This is a genomic window from Pseudomonas baetica, assembly GCF_002813455.1.
Lineage (GTDB): Bacteria > Pseudomonadota > Gammaproteobacteria > Pseudomonadales > Pseudomonadaceae > Aquipseudomonas > Aquipseudomonas baetica.
Map to the genome: position 1 here is coordinate 2,071,946 of NZ_PHHE01000001.1, position 14,763 is coordinate 2,086,708.

Sequence of the window (14,763 nt, forward strand, 5' to 3'; positions counted from 1 at the left end):
TTCCGATGTTTAGAAATCTGTTCAAACATAAGAGCAATCCTGCACCGGAAATCCGCAACCAGCGCCCTCGTACCGGAGAGATTCGTACGAGCGGCACGGATGAAATTCTTTTCCTATCCCCCCTCCCGGTTTACACAGGGCAAACACAATCATCCCGTCGTAATTTTCCAGAGATGAACGACACCTTCCTCGAATTAGGAGGAAGTAATTGGGGAATGGTTGAACAGGCAAAGATACTGGCTGCAGGTATTTGGATACTGCTGATTCTCGCCTTTATCGCGCCGGCTCTCATCGTTCTATATGGAATGCTCGCCTATCCGCAAAATTTTCCCACACCTATCAAAGATCTTTCGATGTTTGTACAGGCCTTTTCTGGATACGCGCTCTACGGCATCCTCCCTTTAAGTGCGTATTGTAGTGGTCAACTAATCCCGGACACGACGTTAAGTTTTTCTTCGGCCCGAGCTGGCGCCAACCCACCGTTGAATTGATGGGGTCGAACCCAGTTGTACTGATGCATCAAGAAGTGACTGATATCGCGCTGGGCTTCTTGAGCCGTTCTGTAACCCGTGGTCGGTATCCATTCCGTTTTCAAGCTGCGAAACACGCGCTCCATTGGCGCGTTGTCCCAGCAATTTCCCCGCCGGCTCATGCTCTGGCGCATCCGATAACGCCACAGCCGCTGGCGAAATAGACGACTCGCATACTGTGACCCTTGATCCGAGTGAAACAGCAGGCCTTGAGGTTTGCCTCGTTGCTCGTAAGCCATATCCAGCGCCTTGATAACCAGATCGGCGTCCGGCTTTTCCGACAACGCCCAGCCCACTACCCGGCGTGTGCAAAGATCCAGCACGACAGCCAGGTAATGCCATTTCCCCTGGGCCCAGATGTAGGTGATGTCGCCGCACCACACCTGGTTGGGTGCCGGAACATCGAACTCCCGATTCAAGATGTTCGGGATATCCAACCGTTCAACTGTCGCTCGTTTATAGGCATGTGATCCGGGCTGTTTACTGACGAGTTCAAGCTCGCGCATCAGGCTGCGCACTTTGAATCGACCGAGCTGCTCACCGTCGTCACGCATCAGCGACAGGATGCTGCGGCTGCCCGCAGCACTGCGACTTTGCGAGAACAGCTCGCTCACCCGGCTGCGCAACCGCAGCCGTTCGACATCAGGTGTTCGGCGCCTAAGGCGCTGGGCGTAGTAGCACGAACGGGTGACTTCAAACACCTTGCACAGCCAATCAATCGGCTCATGGACGCTCAGCTGATTGATCAGCGCGTACGCTCGTGATCTTCCGACATCAAGAGCGCGGTAGCCTTTTTTAATATCGATTTTTCCCGTTCAAGGCGGGCAATCCGGGCTTCCAGCTCCTGGATTTTCTGCTGTTCCGGAGTCAGCGCTTTGCTCTGTGGAGTGACGCCTTGGCGCTCCTGCTGAACCTGATCAACCCAGCGGCGCAGGGCCGATTCGCCGATGCCGAGTGAACGGCTGGCTTCGATGTAGCTGTAGTTTTGTTTGAGTACGAGGTCGGCAGCCTCGCGCTTGAATTCAGCAGAAAAGGAACGGCGTTGTTTGGTCATCTGACACCTCGATCTGGCGAGCATTCTCGCCTAAATGGGTGTCCGGTTTCATTAGACCACTACATATATCTACGGAATGTTCTCCGGCGTCTTCAAAGCAGCAAAAACCTACCCCGTCCGTTTCAACCGTCAACGCCGTGAAGTCTGCTACGTCGAGAGCAAAACCCAGCGCGTCCTGATCGTGCCTTGGGAAAGCGTCGTCGCCTGGGTCTCCAACACCCAAGGCGTCACCAGTTACGGCGCCACTCGCCAATACACGTTCGGCATGGGCCTGGAGGATGATGAACAGGACAAAGTGCAGTTCCTCCTGCTGCCACAGCCCAGCGATGCGCACGCTTTGGGAATGTGGACGTCGATTCGCAATTACATGGAAGACGGTCAATTGGTCGATGTTCCAAACCCGATGCTTAAAGCACTGGGTCTGATTCCCACCGGGGATCGACTCAAGCCGTACGAAGGGCTGCACACCTTTGACATCGAACGCGAAGACGCACGCGCGATGGGTTCGCTGGACGAGGGCGGCGACGAACTGACGCCCAAGCAACGCGAGCACTACGGTTACTCGAAAAAATCCTATTGGCCACTGCGCCGCTGGTACATGTGGCGCGTGCTGAGTTTCTGGAAAATGCCTTACATACTCGCCGAATGGGCGCATCGCAAAGGTCGGCCTACCCTTCCGGAACAAGTGCAAACATGGTCTCAGCCGTTGCCACCGGAGCAATGGGCAAAGCCCAGCGCTGCATTGGTGAAAGCCAATCAAATGGTCAAGACCGCCATGGACAAGAAAGGCGCTACGTTCGTCGAAGCCTGCAAGGCCGCTGGATTGCACTGAGGCATCCGCGCCAGCAGCGCTCGCAGGCAACAACGGAAATCAGACTGTAGCCTGCCGCACCTGCTTCTCCAGCTCCACCTTCAACCCCGGCTCCAGCTTCAACTGCCGCGCCAGTTCATCCAGATAGCTTTTCTCCATGAAATTCTCCTCATCCACCAACATCACACTGGCGATGTACATTTCTGCCGCCATCTCCGGCGTACTCGCGGCGCGGGCGACGTCGGTCGGGTCGAGGGGCTTGTTGAGTTCGGCGTGCAGCCAGTGCTGCAGTTCCTGGTCGTTGTCGAGTTTGGTGAATTCGCCTTCGATCAGTTCGCGTTCGCGGTCATCGATGTGGCCGTCGGCCTTCGCGGCAGCGACCAGCGCCTTGAGAATGGCCTGGCTGTGTTGCTCGGCTTGTGCCGGTGGCAAACGGTCGAGGGTCTGCGGTTCGCGTTGTGGGGCGGTGCCCTTTTGCGCGTTGTAGTTGCCGTAAGCCTTGTACGCCAGTACACCAAGCGCCGCGAGGCCGCCATAAATCGCGACTTTACCGCCGACCTTGCGCACTTTCTTGTTACCAAGAAGCAAGCCCATCGCGCCAGCCGCCAATGCACCGCCACCTGCACCTGACAGCAGACTGCCGAGGCCACCGGAGCCTGTAGCGCCGCCGAGCAAACCGCCCAAGCTACCACCAGCCGTTTTGTTCTGCGCTCCGCCAGCCTTGTTCTGCAACAGATCCTGGCCAGACTTGAGCAGTTGATCGAGCAATCCACGGGTGTTCATGTTCCGCCTCCAAAACAGGGGTTATCCGGATCTATAAGGCCTCCAGCCTAGTTCGAAAGTGCCCCTGTCCGACCTGCGAGTGTGCTTCCAGATGTTGCTCAGGACGCGCAGGCCCTTCGCAAAAACGGCCTGACATCAAACATTTGCTGGTCAGCGGCGAGATCGATGTCGGCATGTCGATGCTCTCCAATCTCGAAGACCGCCACGTCTTGCAGACCGAAGAGCTGAGCCACTCGCCCCACCGTTTATGGCTGTCGGCCCAGCATCCGCTGCTGGAGCACGACAGCATCAATCTCGCCAGCATCGCCCGTGAACCGTTGATTCAGCTCAACGTCGATGAAATGGATCGCAACGCCCGGCGTCCGTGGCGCGGCGCCGGGCCGGGCCGCAACCGAAGTCATCAACATGGCCTGGCCACGTAGGTCGGATGCGTCGTGGTACGTGAACTATGCGATGGTGTTGAGCACGGCCATCGTGATTGGTTTGGGGCTGGTTTATACGCGGATTGGCAAGTCTTATGACCATGGTAAGGGTCGGCTGGGGATGCGTGGAAGGTGAGTCGCCAAGAGCCTGTGATCCCGGCACTGACAGGTGCAGGGCTTTAGGAAAGCCAAGAAAACGTCAAAAAGAAAGCTCTGCCTGATCGTGCTTCAGCAAGGAAATACGATCGAACAGTTTGATTTTTTCGTTGGCTTTTTGCTTGGCGTGATCGGACATGAATGCAATCAATTCTTCGAGCTGACTGACGTCTCCGACCACTCTGAATTCCTTTTCCTTGTTGACGAAAACAAGCGACTTCTTCTTTCTCGACAACAGTTCTATGACGTTGCTGAGCGTACCGGTGCTCTTTGCATCCCAGATCATCAAGCCGTAGTCAGCTGCTTCGGCCATGACGACGTCTTTCTCGGTGAAGAAAGCTCTCGACCCTTTGGAATGTTTGGATTCCACTGTTCTGGCGGGCCACTGCCCAAGGTTATTGCGCGGCGTTGAACCACTGCAGAACACCGTGGTTCTGGATCGTTCGAGGCTCAACAGGTACTCCTGAATGGAGGTGTCGGCGCCACCTGCATCACCCACTACCACCTCAAAATCAGACGCAACAATATTATTGATACGCTCTTTGACCTTCGGATCAAGGTTCTTGATGTTGATAGAGCCGGCAATAAATACAGTTGTCATTGAGTTCACTTCCAAGTCAGCGCTGCTACGTAAATCTTCCCCACCTTCGGATATTTACGCAAAACAGCGCAAGCCGCGTCCATCGACGCCCCACTATCAAACAAATCATCTACAACCAAAACATTCCAGCGACCATCCGTGGTGATTTCATCATTGACGCTGAAACTGTCTCCAATCGCGGCAACCTTATCTGCTTTGGAATGCAAATCCTTGAGCGACTTTCCTGTCGCCGCTTTCCGAAGCAAATCCGAGAAAACCGGCAGCCCAGTAATTTTCCCCAACGCCAAGGCCACCTCAGTTACCGGTTGTCGCTGACGAATACTTGAAGCAGGCATAGGCACTACAAAACCTACCTGATCCAATTTCGGGAACACATTTGTTGCTACCGCTTGGGCGAGTGGGCCGACCTGAGTCCAATCCTTCTGGTATTTGAGCTGGTAGGTCGCCTCGCCTATCTCAGTGCGCTGATTATCGAAGCATGGATGACCGCGATCATCGTTGCCAAGAAAGGTACTACTTACCATATGTTTGTCCAGCACCCAGCCTTGATCCCAAGGGCCGTTGATCTGCTTGAGTGACACCTTCATTGAATTCTCCTTTATTCATAACAATCCTTTGAACCCTGAAAACAAGGGCCGAGCATCTGCAGCGATGCGCAAGATTTAGATAAATAACGGAAAAAACACTGGTTAGGAGCGGACTCGCTGGCATCCATGCAAAAACAGGCATTTCCTACAGAAACGACCCTCAGAGATAAATCCTCTTTCCTACAGAAGGTGTCGATAGAGCCGACTTGGCGTCGTAGGTTGCTAGCCGATAGGCTTTCTCTCGGCGGCGAAATCAGCGGCCCGGTGTCGGAGCCGGAATAAATATCAACACGGCGTGACCGCACTCATTTGAGTGGCGGCTCTATTCTCAAAATTGGAGTCGACAAATGCCTAACCACGTACAAATTCCTTCTGAAAGCTCCGCTTTCTTCACCCCCACCATCTTCACCCGCCACAACCGCTTCCTCCACGCCTTCATGCAAGACCACGAAGCCTGGTTCTGTGTTCAGGATCTCGGTCGCTTGATGGGCTATCCGCTAAACGAACGCCTCACCCAGAAACTCGATCCCGACCAGCGTCGCCATGTCCTCCTGCGTCGGGACGGCGAAATCATCGATTGCGCGATGGTCAGCGAGTCCGGCCTGTTCGCCCTGCTCGTCCATCACTTCGTCCCGGAAAACCGGCACCTGCGCCAATGGCTGAGCCATGAAGTCATCCCGATGCTGCGCGAAACCCATTCAAGCCCAATGGAAAACCATCCGAGCCTGAGTTCGATGCATTGGGCAGGCGTCACCGTGCCGCTGCTGCACTGGCAACAGCAGGCGTGGGTCAAATGGCGGGATGTGCCGGAGTTGATGCACGGCCAGCGGCCGTATCCAGTACTGGGAACGTGTAGCTGATCCAAATAAAAAATGGGCGGACTTCTCAGTCCGCCCCTTTTTATCTTCTCTTAAAACCGCGAAACACTCCGCATCGCATCCACCAGATAGCGCATCGCGATCCGGTCACTTTCCGAAAGCTCGCGATAGCGCTCCACCAGTTTCAGTTCCTCCGAGTTCAGCCGACGCCTTCTGCGCCCGCTACCCAAGCAAGGAAAGATGCCCAACATGTCGGTGATGCCTTGTATTTTTGCCATGGACGATGTCCTTCTCTAGTACCGCAAAGAATTGCCTAAACACCACATCGCCCTGCCCCTTACAGCAGCGCCTTGTGCCCTGCCGGCCAAATGGGTCGCGCCGGTCATGCCCATAGAATAGAAATAAATTCGGCGCTGAAAAGCAGTTTTTAGAGTAATTAGTCGAGAAAAGCAGATATGCCATGTAAATCAGACGGGCCTGTCAGATTTTTAACCGACATGTCTTGTTTCATTGACACCCTGTCGCACTGAATCAACGAATTTTGCATTGCGAGCGAACGGTTTAAGCTAGCGGGCATCTGTTAATAGTCCGTAGCGTTTGGCCGAAGGCTTGTCCGAACCGTAATTTCTGATCCAGCACGTGCCAGGAACGGCGCGGGATTGTCCACGACAGGTTGTATTTATGCACCGCAGGAATTTGCTCAAAGCGTCCATGGCCATTGCGGCTTACACCGGTCTTTCGGCCACTGGCCTGCTGGCCAGCCGTGCCTGGGCGGCCAGTGGCGGCGCCGCTGATGGCGAGGCGCAGGCCTTCGATTTCGAGGCGCTGAAGCGTCAGGCCAAGCAATTGGCCGGTAGTGGCTATCAGGACACCAAACAGGTGCTGCCGCCGACACTGGCGACCATGACCCCGCAAAACTTCAACGCTATTCGCTATGACGGCGAGCATTCGTTGTGGAAAGAAAATAAGGGTCAACTGGATGTGCAGTTCTTCCACGTCGGCATGGGTTTCCGTCAGCCGGTGCGCATGTACAGCGTCGATGCCAAGACCCGTACCGCCCGTGAGGTGCATTTCCGCCCGGCGCTGTTCAACTATGAGAACACTTCGGTCGATACCCAACAGCTCAAGGGCGATCTGGGTTTTGCCGGGTTCAAGTTGTTCAAGGCCCCGGAACTGGATCGTCACGACGTTTTGTCGTTCCTCGGCGCCAGCTATTTCCGTGCGGTAGACGCCACTGGCCAATATGGCCTCTCGGCGCGCGGTCTGGCGATCGACACTTACGCGAAGAAACGTGAAGAGTTCCCTGACTTCACCAAGTTCTGGTTCGAGACGCCGGACAAGAACGCCACGCGGTTTGTGGTATACGCCCTGCTCGACTCGCCGAGTGCCACGGGCGCGTATCGCTTCGACATCGATTGCCAGGCCGAGCGCGTGGTGATGGAAGTCGATGCGCACATCAATGCGCGCACGGCCATCGAACAACTGGGCATCTCGCCGATGACCAGCATGTTCAGCTGCGGCACCCACGAGCGCCGCATGTGCGACACCATTCACCCGCAGATCCACGACTCGGACCGTCTGGCGATGTGGCGCGGCAATGGCGAGTGGATCTGCCGTCCGCTGAACAATCCGGCGACCCTGCAATTCAACGCCTTCGCCGATACCGATCCGAAAGGCTTTGGTCTGGTGCAGACCGACCACGAATTCGCCAACTATCAGGACACCGTCGACTGGTACAGCAAACGCCCGAGCCTGTGGGTAGAACCTACAACCGCGTGGGGCGAAGGCTCTATCGATCTGCTGGAAATTCCTACAACCGGCGAGACCCTCGACAACATCGTGGCGTTCTGGACACCGAAAAAACCGGTGGCTGCCGGGGATTCGCTGAATTACGGCTACAAGCTTTACTGGAGCGCCTTGCCACCAGTCGGCACACCACTGGCGCGGGTGCATGCAACACGCTCCGGCATGGGCGGCTTCACCGAAGGCTGGGCGCCGGGCGAGCATTACCCGCCGGTGTGGGCACGTCGCTTTGCCGTGGACTTCACCGGCGGCGGCCTGGATCGCCTGCCGCAGGGAACCGGCATCGAACCGGTGGTGACCTGCTCGAACGGCAAAGTGCAGGACTTCAGCGTGCTGGTGCTGGATGACATCAAGGGTTACCGGATCCTGTTCGATTGGTATCCGACCAGTGATAGCGTCGAACCGGTGGAGTTGCGGTTGTTCATTCGCACCAATGACCGCACGTTGAGTGAGACCTGGTTGTACCAGTACTTCCCGCCGGCGCCGGACAAGCGTAAGTATCCTTGAGACTTCTCTAGCGTTTGGGCGGGCCTCTTCGCGAGCAGGCTCGCTCCCACAGTTGATCTAGGTCGACCGCAAAAGTCATGACCGGCATTGAACCAATGTGGGAGCGAGCCTGCTCGCGAAGGCGGGCCAGGCAAAACAATATTCAGCAGACAAAAAAACCAAGCCCCGACCATCACTGGCCGGGGCTTTTTGTTTTCTGGCAGTTCACTCAGTCACGCAGATCAGACTCATGAATCGGCTGATCACGATGGGTCGCGCGCTGATATTGCGCCGGCCATACGGCTTTGCGCCCACCCAGATCATCGTCGGCGTGCAGCGGCCAGTACGGATCACGCAGCAGTTCACGGGCGAGGAAGATGATGTCGGCCTGACAAGTGCGCAGGATGTGCTCGGCCTGCGCCGGCTCGGTAATCATTCCCACAGTGCCGGTGGCGATGCCTGACTCCTTGCGTACGCGTTCGGCGAAGCGTGTCTGATAGCCCGGCCCAACGGGAATCTCCGCGTTGGCCGCGGTGCCGCCCGAGGAGACGTCGATCAGGTCCGCACCGAGTGTGTGCAGACGACGCGCCAGTTCGACGGTTTCATCCGGGTTCCAGCCGTCCTCAACCCAGTCGGTAGCCGAAACACGGACAAACACCGGTAACTCCTCCGGCCAGACAGCGCGGACGGCCTCAGTGACTTGCAGCACCAGACGAATACGATTTTCAAACGAACCACCGTACTGATCCCGCCGTTGATTGCTCAGCGGCGAGAGAAACTGATGCAGCAGATAACCATGCGCCGCATGCACCTCAACCACACTGAAGCCCGCCGTCAGCGCACGTTTCGCGGCATCGACAAAGGCCTGTATGACGTCGGCAATCTGCCCCTCATCAAGCGGTTTCGGCTGTGTGTGTTGCGGGTCAAAGGCAATCGGTGACGGCCCGACCGGTGTCCAGCCGCCATCATCCGGTTTGACGCTGCCATGCTTGCCGATCCACGGCCGATGGGTACTGGCCTTGCGCCCGGCGTGCGCCAGTTGAATACCGGCGACTGCGCCTTGGGCGGTGATGAAACGGGTGATGCGTTGCAACGGTTCGATCTGTTCGTCGTTCCACAAACCAAGGTCTTCGGCGGTGATCCGCCCGTCGGCCGTAACGGCCGTGGCTTCGGTGAATATCAGCCCCGCACCGCCCACCGCACGACTGCCGAGGTGAACCAGATGCCAGTCGTTGGCCAGGCCGTCGACGCTGGAGTACTGGCACATGGGCGATACGGCAATGCGGTTGGGCAGGGTCAGTTGGCGCAGAGTAAAGGGTTCAAGCAGCAGACTCATGGGGCACCTCTCGAATCAGTGGGCAGGCTCCAGGGTTCTGTTTGAAAAGTCGACGAGTGACAGGAAAAGGTACGGCACCCGCCCCCGCGGGCAAAAAAATCGACAAGACGTCACAAGGCCAATCAAGCAGTGCTTAGAGCCTAGTCGACAACCGGGGATGAGGGAGGGTTCAGAGTAATTCTGTGTGTGAAAGTCCGCCTTCGCGAGCAGGCTCGCTCCCACAAGGACAACACCGTACCTGCGGGAGTGAGCCTGCTCGCGAAGGGGTCAGCGCGGTTCGATGTGGGCAATCATCAGTTGCACGGTCTCGTTGCCACGAAACTCGTTGACGTCGAGCTTGTAAGCCAGCTCGACCCACTTGATGGTCGGATTCGGCCAGATATCACGGTCGATACCGAACGCAATGCCATCGAGCTTCACCGAACCGCATTCGCTTTTCAGCACGACTTTGAGGTGACGTTCACCGACCACCCGCTGCTCGACCAACTGGAACACACCATGGAACAGCGGCTCCGGGAAGTGCTGCCCCCACGGCCCGGCGTGACGCAGGGCGCGGGCCAGTTCGAGATGGAACTCTTCCACGGCGAGGGTGCCGTCCGACAGCATGCGCCCGGTGAGGTCTTCTTCGCGAAGTTGCCTACGCACTTCAGCGTCGAATGCTTCAGCGAAAAGAGGAAAATTCTCCTGCCGCAAGGTCAAACCGGCCGCCATCGCGTGGCCGCCGTACTTGCTGATCAGCTCCGGATGCTGCGCCGCCACCACGCTCAAAGCATCGCGAATATGGAAACCCTGCACCGAGCGTCCCGAACCTTTGAGCAGACCGTCGCCAGCGTCGGCGAAGGCGATGGTCGGACGGAAATAACGCTCTTTCATCCGCGAGGCGAGGATGCCGATGACGCCCTGGTGCCACTCCGGATCGAACAGGCACAACCCAAACGGCATCGACTCGACCGGCAAGTCCTTTAGTTGGGCCAGCGCTTCGCGCTGCATGCCCTGCTCAATAGATTTGCGATCCTGGTTCATGCCATCCAGTTGCGCGGCCATTTCCCGGGCCATGTTGGCGTCGGCGGTGAGCAGGCATTCGATGCCCAGGCTCATGTCATCCAGACGCCCGGCGGCGTTGAGGCGTGGGCCGACGATAAACCCCAGATCCGTTGAAGTGATGCGAGCAGCGTCCCGCTTGGCCACTTCGAGGATCGCCTTGATTCCCGGCCGCGCACGCCCGGCACGAATTCGCTCAAGGCCTTGGTGCACCAGAATCCGGTTGTTGGCGTCCAGCGGCACCACGTCCGCGACGCTGCCCAGCGCCACCAGATCGAGCAGTTCACCGATGTTCGGCTGTGGGCTGTTCTCGTACCAGCCAAGGCTGCGCAGGCGCGCGCGCAAGGCCATCAACACATAGAAAATCACCCCGACCCCGGCCAGCGCCTTGCTCGGAAACTCACAGCCCGGCTGATTCGGGTTGACCAATGCGTCGGCCTGCGGCAATTCATCGCCAGGCAAGTGGTGGTCAGTGATCAGGACTTTGAGTCCATGACGTTTGGCGGCGGCCACCCCTTCGACACTGGAAATGCCGTTGTCGACGGTGATCAGCAACTGCGGCTCGCGGGTCATGGCGACTTCGACGATTTCCGGGGTCAGGCCGTAGCCGTATTCGAAACGGTTCGGCACCAGATAATCGACGTGCGCCGCGCCCAACAAGCGCAGACCGAGCATGCCGACCGTACTGGCGGTGGCACCGTCCGCGTCGAAGTCACCGACGATGAGGATGCGCTGGCGTTGTTCCAGCGCCGTCACCAGCAGGTCTACCGCGGCCTCGATGCCCTTGAGTTTCTCAAACGGAATCAAGTGCTTGAGGCTCTTGTCCAGCTCCACTTCGGACTGCACGCCCCGCGCCGCGTACAAGCGGGTCAGCAGCGGTGGCAGGTCACCGAGAAACGGCAGAGTGGCAGGCAACGGTCGAGGATCAATACGCATGGGGTGACGGAGACTTCTCTTGAATACGTAGGATTAATCAGCAGTGGCGCGGATCAGCCGCGCTCGCCTTGCAGCCATTGCAACTGGACTTCGTGCTGACCACGGTCGTCGGTGACGAAGATCGTCCCTTCGCTGATCATCACGTCCCACTTGATGACGCGGGGCATGTCCTTGGCCAGGGTTTCCAGCACTTCTTGTGGGACAGCGGCGATGTTGACGTTTTTCAGGTTCTTGATCGCCGGGATCACTTTGGTTTCCCAAACACGCAGGCTGCCGTAGGCCAGCAGGCTGGTGCGCTCGGTGCGGCGCGAGCACCAGGTCAGGCGATCGGCGTCCGGCTGGCCGACTTCGATCCAGTGCAGAACACGGTCGTCCAGGCTCTTTTCCCACAGCGCAGGTTCATCCACGTCCGACAGACCACGGCCAAACGACAACTGCTCGTTGTACCAGAGTGCGTAGGCCAGCAGCCGCACGGTCATGCGCTCTTCGGTCTCCGAAGGGTGACGGGCGATGGTCTGCTTGACGCTCTCGTAGACGCTGCGGTCGAGGTCGGTGAGGTTCAGTTCGAATTTATAGGTAGTGGACGGCTGGGCCATGAACGGGCTTCTTGATACGAGGAAAGTCGGCAAGTCTAACCGATGCGGTAGGCAATCATCGAATTGATGGCGATCAACTTCGGGCGCCTGACAGCCGGCTATGTTAAAACGCTGTATCCGCTCAACCTTGTCCTACAGGATTCAGTATGCCGTTCGCCAACAAACCGCTCAGCGGCGTGAAAGTCATTGAATTGGGTACGTTGATTGCCGGGCCGTTTGCCTCACGTATTTGCGGCGAGTTCGGCGCTGAAGTGATCAAGATCGAATCGCCGGACGGCGGCGATCCCCTGCGCAAATGGCGCAAGTTATACGAAGGCACCTCGTTGTGGTGGTTCGTTCAGGCGCGCAACAAGAAGTCGCTGACGCTGAACCTCAAACATCCCGATGGCCTGGCGATCCTGAAAAAGCTCCTTGCCGAAGCCGACATCCTGATCGAGAACTTCCGCCCCGGTGTTCTGGAAAAACTCGGCCTGAGCTGGGAAACCCTGCACGCCTTGAACCCGAAACTGGTGATGGTGCGCCTGTCCGGTTTCGGCCAGACCGGGCCGATGAAGGATCAGCCAGGTTTTGGCGCCGTCGGTGAATCCATGGGCGGCTTGCGCTACATCACCGGTTTCGAGGATCGGCCGCCGGTGCGCACCGGGATTTCCATCGGCGATTCGATTGCCGCGCTGTGGGGCGTGATCGGCGCATTGATGGCGCTGCGGCACCGCGAGGTCAACGGTGGTTTGGGTCAAGTGGTCGATGTGGCGTTGTATGAAGCGATCTTCGCCATGATGGAAAGCATGGTGCCGGAGTTCGACGTGTTCGGTTTTATCCGCGAGCGCACCGGCAACATCATGCCCGGCATCACGCCCTCCTCGATCCATACCAGCGCCGACGGCAAGCATGTGCAGATCGGCGCCAATGGCGATGCCATTTTCAAACGTTTCATGTTGGTGATCGGCCGCGAGGATCTGGCCAATGACCCGACGCTGGCCAGCAACGACGGGCGCGACAGTCGCCGTGACGAGTTGTATGGCGTGATTGATCGCTGGGTCAATTCGCTGCCGTTGCAAAGCGTGCTCGACCTGCTCAATCAGGCCGACGTACCGGTCAGCCGAATCTTCAGCGCCGAGGACATGTTCAACGATCCGCAATACCTGGCGCGCGAGATGTTCCTGCACGCCAAGCTGCCGGACGGCAAGCCCTTCAAGATGCCAGGCATCGTGCCGAAACTCTCTGAGACACCCGGCACATCCGAATGGGTCGGACCGCAGTTGGGTGAACACAATGCGCAGGTACTCCACGATCTTGGCTACGACGAACAGCAGATCGCCCGCCTGCGCGAAGACGGAGCCATTTGAACTGAAAAGCCAGCAGACTTCGGCCGCCAACCGCGCCCACCACTGGTGGACGTGGCGACTGTTCGGCTTGCTGTTTCTGCTGGGGTGGCCGGCCTGGGCACAGGCGAAACCGACACTGATCTGGTTATTGCGCGACATGCCGCCGCTGACCATTTTCGAAGGCCCGAAAAAGGGCCAGGGGGTCATCGATTACCTGATGCCGCTGCTCATCGCTGGAATGCCGCAATACGAACACACGCTGATGCGGGTCAACCGCGCCCGGGGCACACAGATGCTTCACGAAGCTTCGTTCACCTGCGACCCGTCGTTAATCTGGAGCAAGGAACGGGCGCAATGGATCGCGTTCTCCATCCCCGCCTTCCGGGCTGTCAGCAATGGTCTGGTAGTGCGCCAGCAAGACCGTGAGGTGCTGGCGCCGTTTCTGGTGGACGGTGAAGTCGATCTGGCAGCGTTTTTAGCCGATGGCAAGGACAAGGTCGGCGTCATCGCGAAGCGCAGTTACGGTGAGCTGGTCGACAATCTGCTGCGCCAGGCACCACAAGACGCGCTGACAGCGCATTACGGCAATGACGCCCTTAACAGCCTTTTGTCGATGCAACGCCTGGGACGCTTACAGGTGGTTTTGGGCTATTGGCCGGAAATCCGCTATCAGGCCCAACTGGCGCAAATTGCCGAAGACGAGCTGCTGTTTTATCCGATTCGCGGCAACGGTAAATACTTGTCGGGCTACATCGGATGCTCCGATACCACCCAGGGTCGCCAGGCGATCACCGAGATCAATCAACTGCTGCGTACCCTGCCCCACGATGAATTAAACCGGCGCTATGCCGACTGGCTGGACCCCGACAGACGTGCCGATTACCTCGAACAGGCCCGGGCGTTCTTCGAACAGCAGGCGGCGCAATGAGTAAATTGCGGACAAAAGAAACCCCGAGAAGTGGGGAGACGACTCGGGGTTAAACGTGGCCCGTAAAAAAGACCAGTAGCAGCAAGCGACAAGCACCGGAGCACAATGCTTGATCCTGCTGTTACGGGGTCTGACTGACAGGGATGCAGGAAGGTTCCCACAAAAAATATTTCATTTTCAGAGCGCCGGACGCTTGTCCAGTCCTGCATTGCGCAAGGCCGCGAGGACACACGGCTGCAGCCGCCCTTCGGCAATCAGGACGTCGCGGTGCAAGCCATCGACCACATCGGTCAACTGACGCTTGTCGGTCAACTGTGCCTGGTTGAACTCGCGCTCCACTACAATCGCGCCGATGCTGTTCTTCAAGGTCACCAGGCATTCGCCGTGGGCACCGCTTGGAGACAACGAAACCTGATACGGGCTCAGAGCCTCACCGAGCAATAGACTGATACTTTCCATCTCGATCTCCACTCAATAGTGCGAAAACATTGTGCCTGGGCGTGTTCACAATAAATGACCACCGGCCCGAGAAGAAAGTTCTGTATACCGG

Annotated in this window: 15 protein-coding genes and 2 pseudogenes; 8 read left to right on the plus strand and 9 right to left on the minus strand. The window is 57.8% G+C overall.

What is annotated here, in order from left to right:
• The first annotated feature begins 5 nt into the window (after window positions 1-5).
• On the plus strand, window positions 6-491 hold the full coding sequence (locus ATI02_RS31995; protein ID WP_146166067.1) for a hypothetical protein: 486 nt from the start codon (window positions 6-8) through the stop codon (window positions 489-491).
• On the opposite strand, the gene ATI02_RS09445 is transcribed toward ATI02_RS31995, so the two are convergent.
• Window positions 422-1,584, minus strand: a protein-coding gene (locus ATI02_RS09445) for an IS3 family transposase (protein WP_100845154.1) whose coding sequence is annotated in 2 segments (ribosomal slippage) — window positions 422-1,329 and window positions 1,329-1,584 — 1,164 coding nt in all. Because the reading frame shifts where the segments join, the coding sequence is not laid out codon by codon here. The two genes, ATI02_RS31995 and ATI02_RS09445, sit on opposite strands and share 70 nt — an antisense overlap.
• 76 nt (window positions 1,585-1,660) lie before the next feature.
• On the opposite strand from ATI02_RS09445, the gene ATI02_RS09450 reads away from it, so the two are divergent.
• A complete protein-coding gene (locus ATI02_RS09450) occupies window positions 1,661-2,416 on the plus strand; it encodes a DUF6708 domain-containing protein (RefSeq protein ID WP_238156183.1) in 756 nt (251 codons plus the stop codon).
• Window positions 2,417-2,455: 39 nt separating this feature from the next.
• Here the strand turns inward: ATI02_RS09450 and ATI02_RS09455 are convergent, their stop codons facing one another.
• Complete coding sequence (locus ATI02_RS09455) at window positions 2,456-3,178, minus strand: tellurite resistance TerB family protein (RefSeq protein ID WP_095191171.1); 723 nt, start codon at window positions 3,176-3,178, stop codon at window positions 2,456-2,458.
• 122 nt (window positions 3,179-3,300) lie between these two features.
• Between ATI02_RS09455 and ATI02_RS09460 the strand changes: the two are divergent.
• Window positions 3,301-3,558 (plus strand): annotated as a pseudogene (locus tag ATI02_RS09460) (LysR substrate-binding domain-containing protein); the annotation flags it as partial.
• A 16-nt stretch (window positions 3,559-3,574) separates the two neighbouring features.
• Window positions 3,575-3,783, plus strand: a pseudogene (locus tag ATI02_RS32640) (hypothetical protein); the annotation flags it as partial.
• Window positions 3,784-3,799: 16 nt separating this feature from the next.
• Here the strand turns inward: ATI02_RS32640 and ATI02_RS09470 are convergent.
• Together ATI02_RS09470 and ATI02_RS09475 are read right to left on the minus strand one after the other, a co-directional pair.
• The gene (locus ATI02_RS09470) at window positions 3,800-4,357 is read right to left on the minus strand and encodes a hypothetical protein (protein WP_100846126.1); all 558 of its coding nucleotides are present in this window, start codon (window positions 4,355-4,357) and stop codon (window positions 3,800-3,802) included.
• 5 nt (window positions 4,358-4,362) lie between these two features.
• On the minus strand, window positions 4,363-4,944 hold the full coding sequence (locus tag ATI02_RS09475; RefSeq protein ID WP_095191173.1) for a ComF family protein: 582 nt from the start codon (window positions 4,942-4,944) through the stop codon (window positions 4,363-4,365).
• Window positions 4,945-5,291: 347 nt separating this feature from the next.
• On the opposite strand from ATI02_RS09475, the gene ATI02_RS09480 reads away from it, so the two are divergent.
• Window positions 5,292-5,804 carry a BRO-N domain-containing protein gene (locus ATI02_RS09480; RefSeq protein WP_100846127.1) on the plus strand — a complete coding sequence of 171 codons (513 nt, stop codon included), beginning with the start codon at window positions 5,292-5,294 and terminating at the stop codon, window positions 5,802-5,804.
• Window positions 5,805-5,854: 50 nt separating this feature from the next.
• On the opposite strand, the gene ATI02_RS09485 is transcribed toward ATI02_RS09480, so the two are convergent.
• Window positions 5,855-6,040 carry a hypothetical protein gene (locus ATI02_RS09485; protein WP_053117475.1) on the minus strand — a complete coding sequence of 62 codons (186 nt, stop codon included), beginning with the start codon at window positions 6,038-6,040 and terminating at the stop codon, window positions 5,855-5,857.
• A 403-nt stretch (window positions 6,041-6,443) separates the two neighbouring features.
• Here ATI02_RS09485 and ATI02_RS09490 point away from each other — a divergent pair, with 403 nt between their 5' ends.
• A complete protein-coding gene (locus ATI02_RS09490; RefSeq protein WP_100846128.1) occupies window positions 6,444-8,072 on the plus strand; it encodes a glucan biosynthesis protein D in 1,629 nt (542 codons plus the stop codon).
• A gap of 208 nt (window positions 8,073-8,280) precedes the next feature.
• On the opposite strand, the gene ATI02_RS09495 is transcribed toward ATI02_RS09490, so the two are convergent.
• The 3 genes from ATI02_RS09495 to ATI02_RS09505 form a co-directional block, all read right to left on the minus strand.
• Window positions 8,281-9,387 carry an NADH:flavin oxidoreductase/NADH oxidase gene (locus ATI02_RS09495; RefSeq protein WP_095191176.1) on the minus strand — a complete coding sequence of 369 codons (1,107 nt, stop codon included), beginning with the start codon at window positions 9,385-9,387 and terminating at the stop codon, window positions 8,281-8,283.
• A gap of 267 nt (window positions 9,388-9,654) precedes the next feature.
• A complete protein-coding gene (recJ, locus tag ATI02_RS09500; protein ID WP_100846129.1) occupies window positions 9,655-11,364 on the minus strand; it encodes a single-stranded-DNA-specific exonuclease RecJ in 1,710 nt (569 codons plus the stop codon).
• Between the two features lie 53 nt (window positions 11,365-11,417).
• Window positions 11,418-11,960, minus strand: coding sequence for a YaeQ family protein (locus ATI02_RS09505; protein WP_007908961.1), 543 nt, complete (start codon window positions 11,958-11,960; stop codon window positions 11,418-11,420).
• A gap of 146 nt (window positions 11,961-12,106) precedes the next feature.
• On the opposite strand from ATI02_RS09505, the gene ATI02_RS09510 reads away from it, so the two are divergent.
• Together ATI02_RS09510 and ATI02_RS09515 are read left to right on the plus strand one after the other, a co-directional pair.
• Window positions 12,107-13,306, plus strand: coding sequence for a CaiB/BaiF CoA transferase family protein (locus tag ATI02_RS09510; protein ID WP_100846130.1), 1,200 nt, complete (start codon window positions 12,107-12,109; stop codon window positions 13,304-13,306).
• Window positions 13,233-14,213 (plus strand): TIGR02285 family protein, encoded by a 981-nt coding sequence (locus tag ATI02_RS09515; RefSeq protein ID WP_100846131.1) that lies wholly within the window; start codon window positions 13,233-13,235, stop codon window positions 14,211-14,213. Before ATI02_RS09510 ends, ATI02_RS09515 begins: the two co-directional genes overlap by 74 nt.
• Before the next feature lie 177 nt (window positions 14,214-14,390).
• On the opposite strand, the gene ATI02_RS09520 is transcribed toward ATI02_RS09515, so the two are convergent.
• Window positions 14,391-14,672: a DUF3509 domain-containing protein gene (locus tag ATI02_RS09520; protein ID WP_100846132.1), complete on the minus strand. Its 282-nt coding sequence runs from the start codon at window positions 14,670-14,672 to the stop codon at window positions 14,391-14,393.
• Window positions 14,673-14,763: the final 91 nt, after the last annotated feature.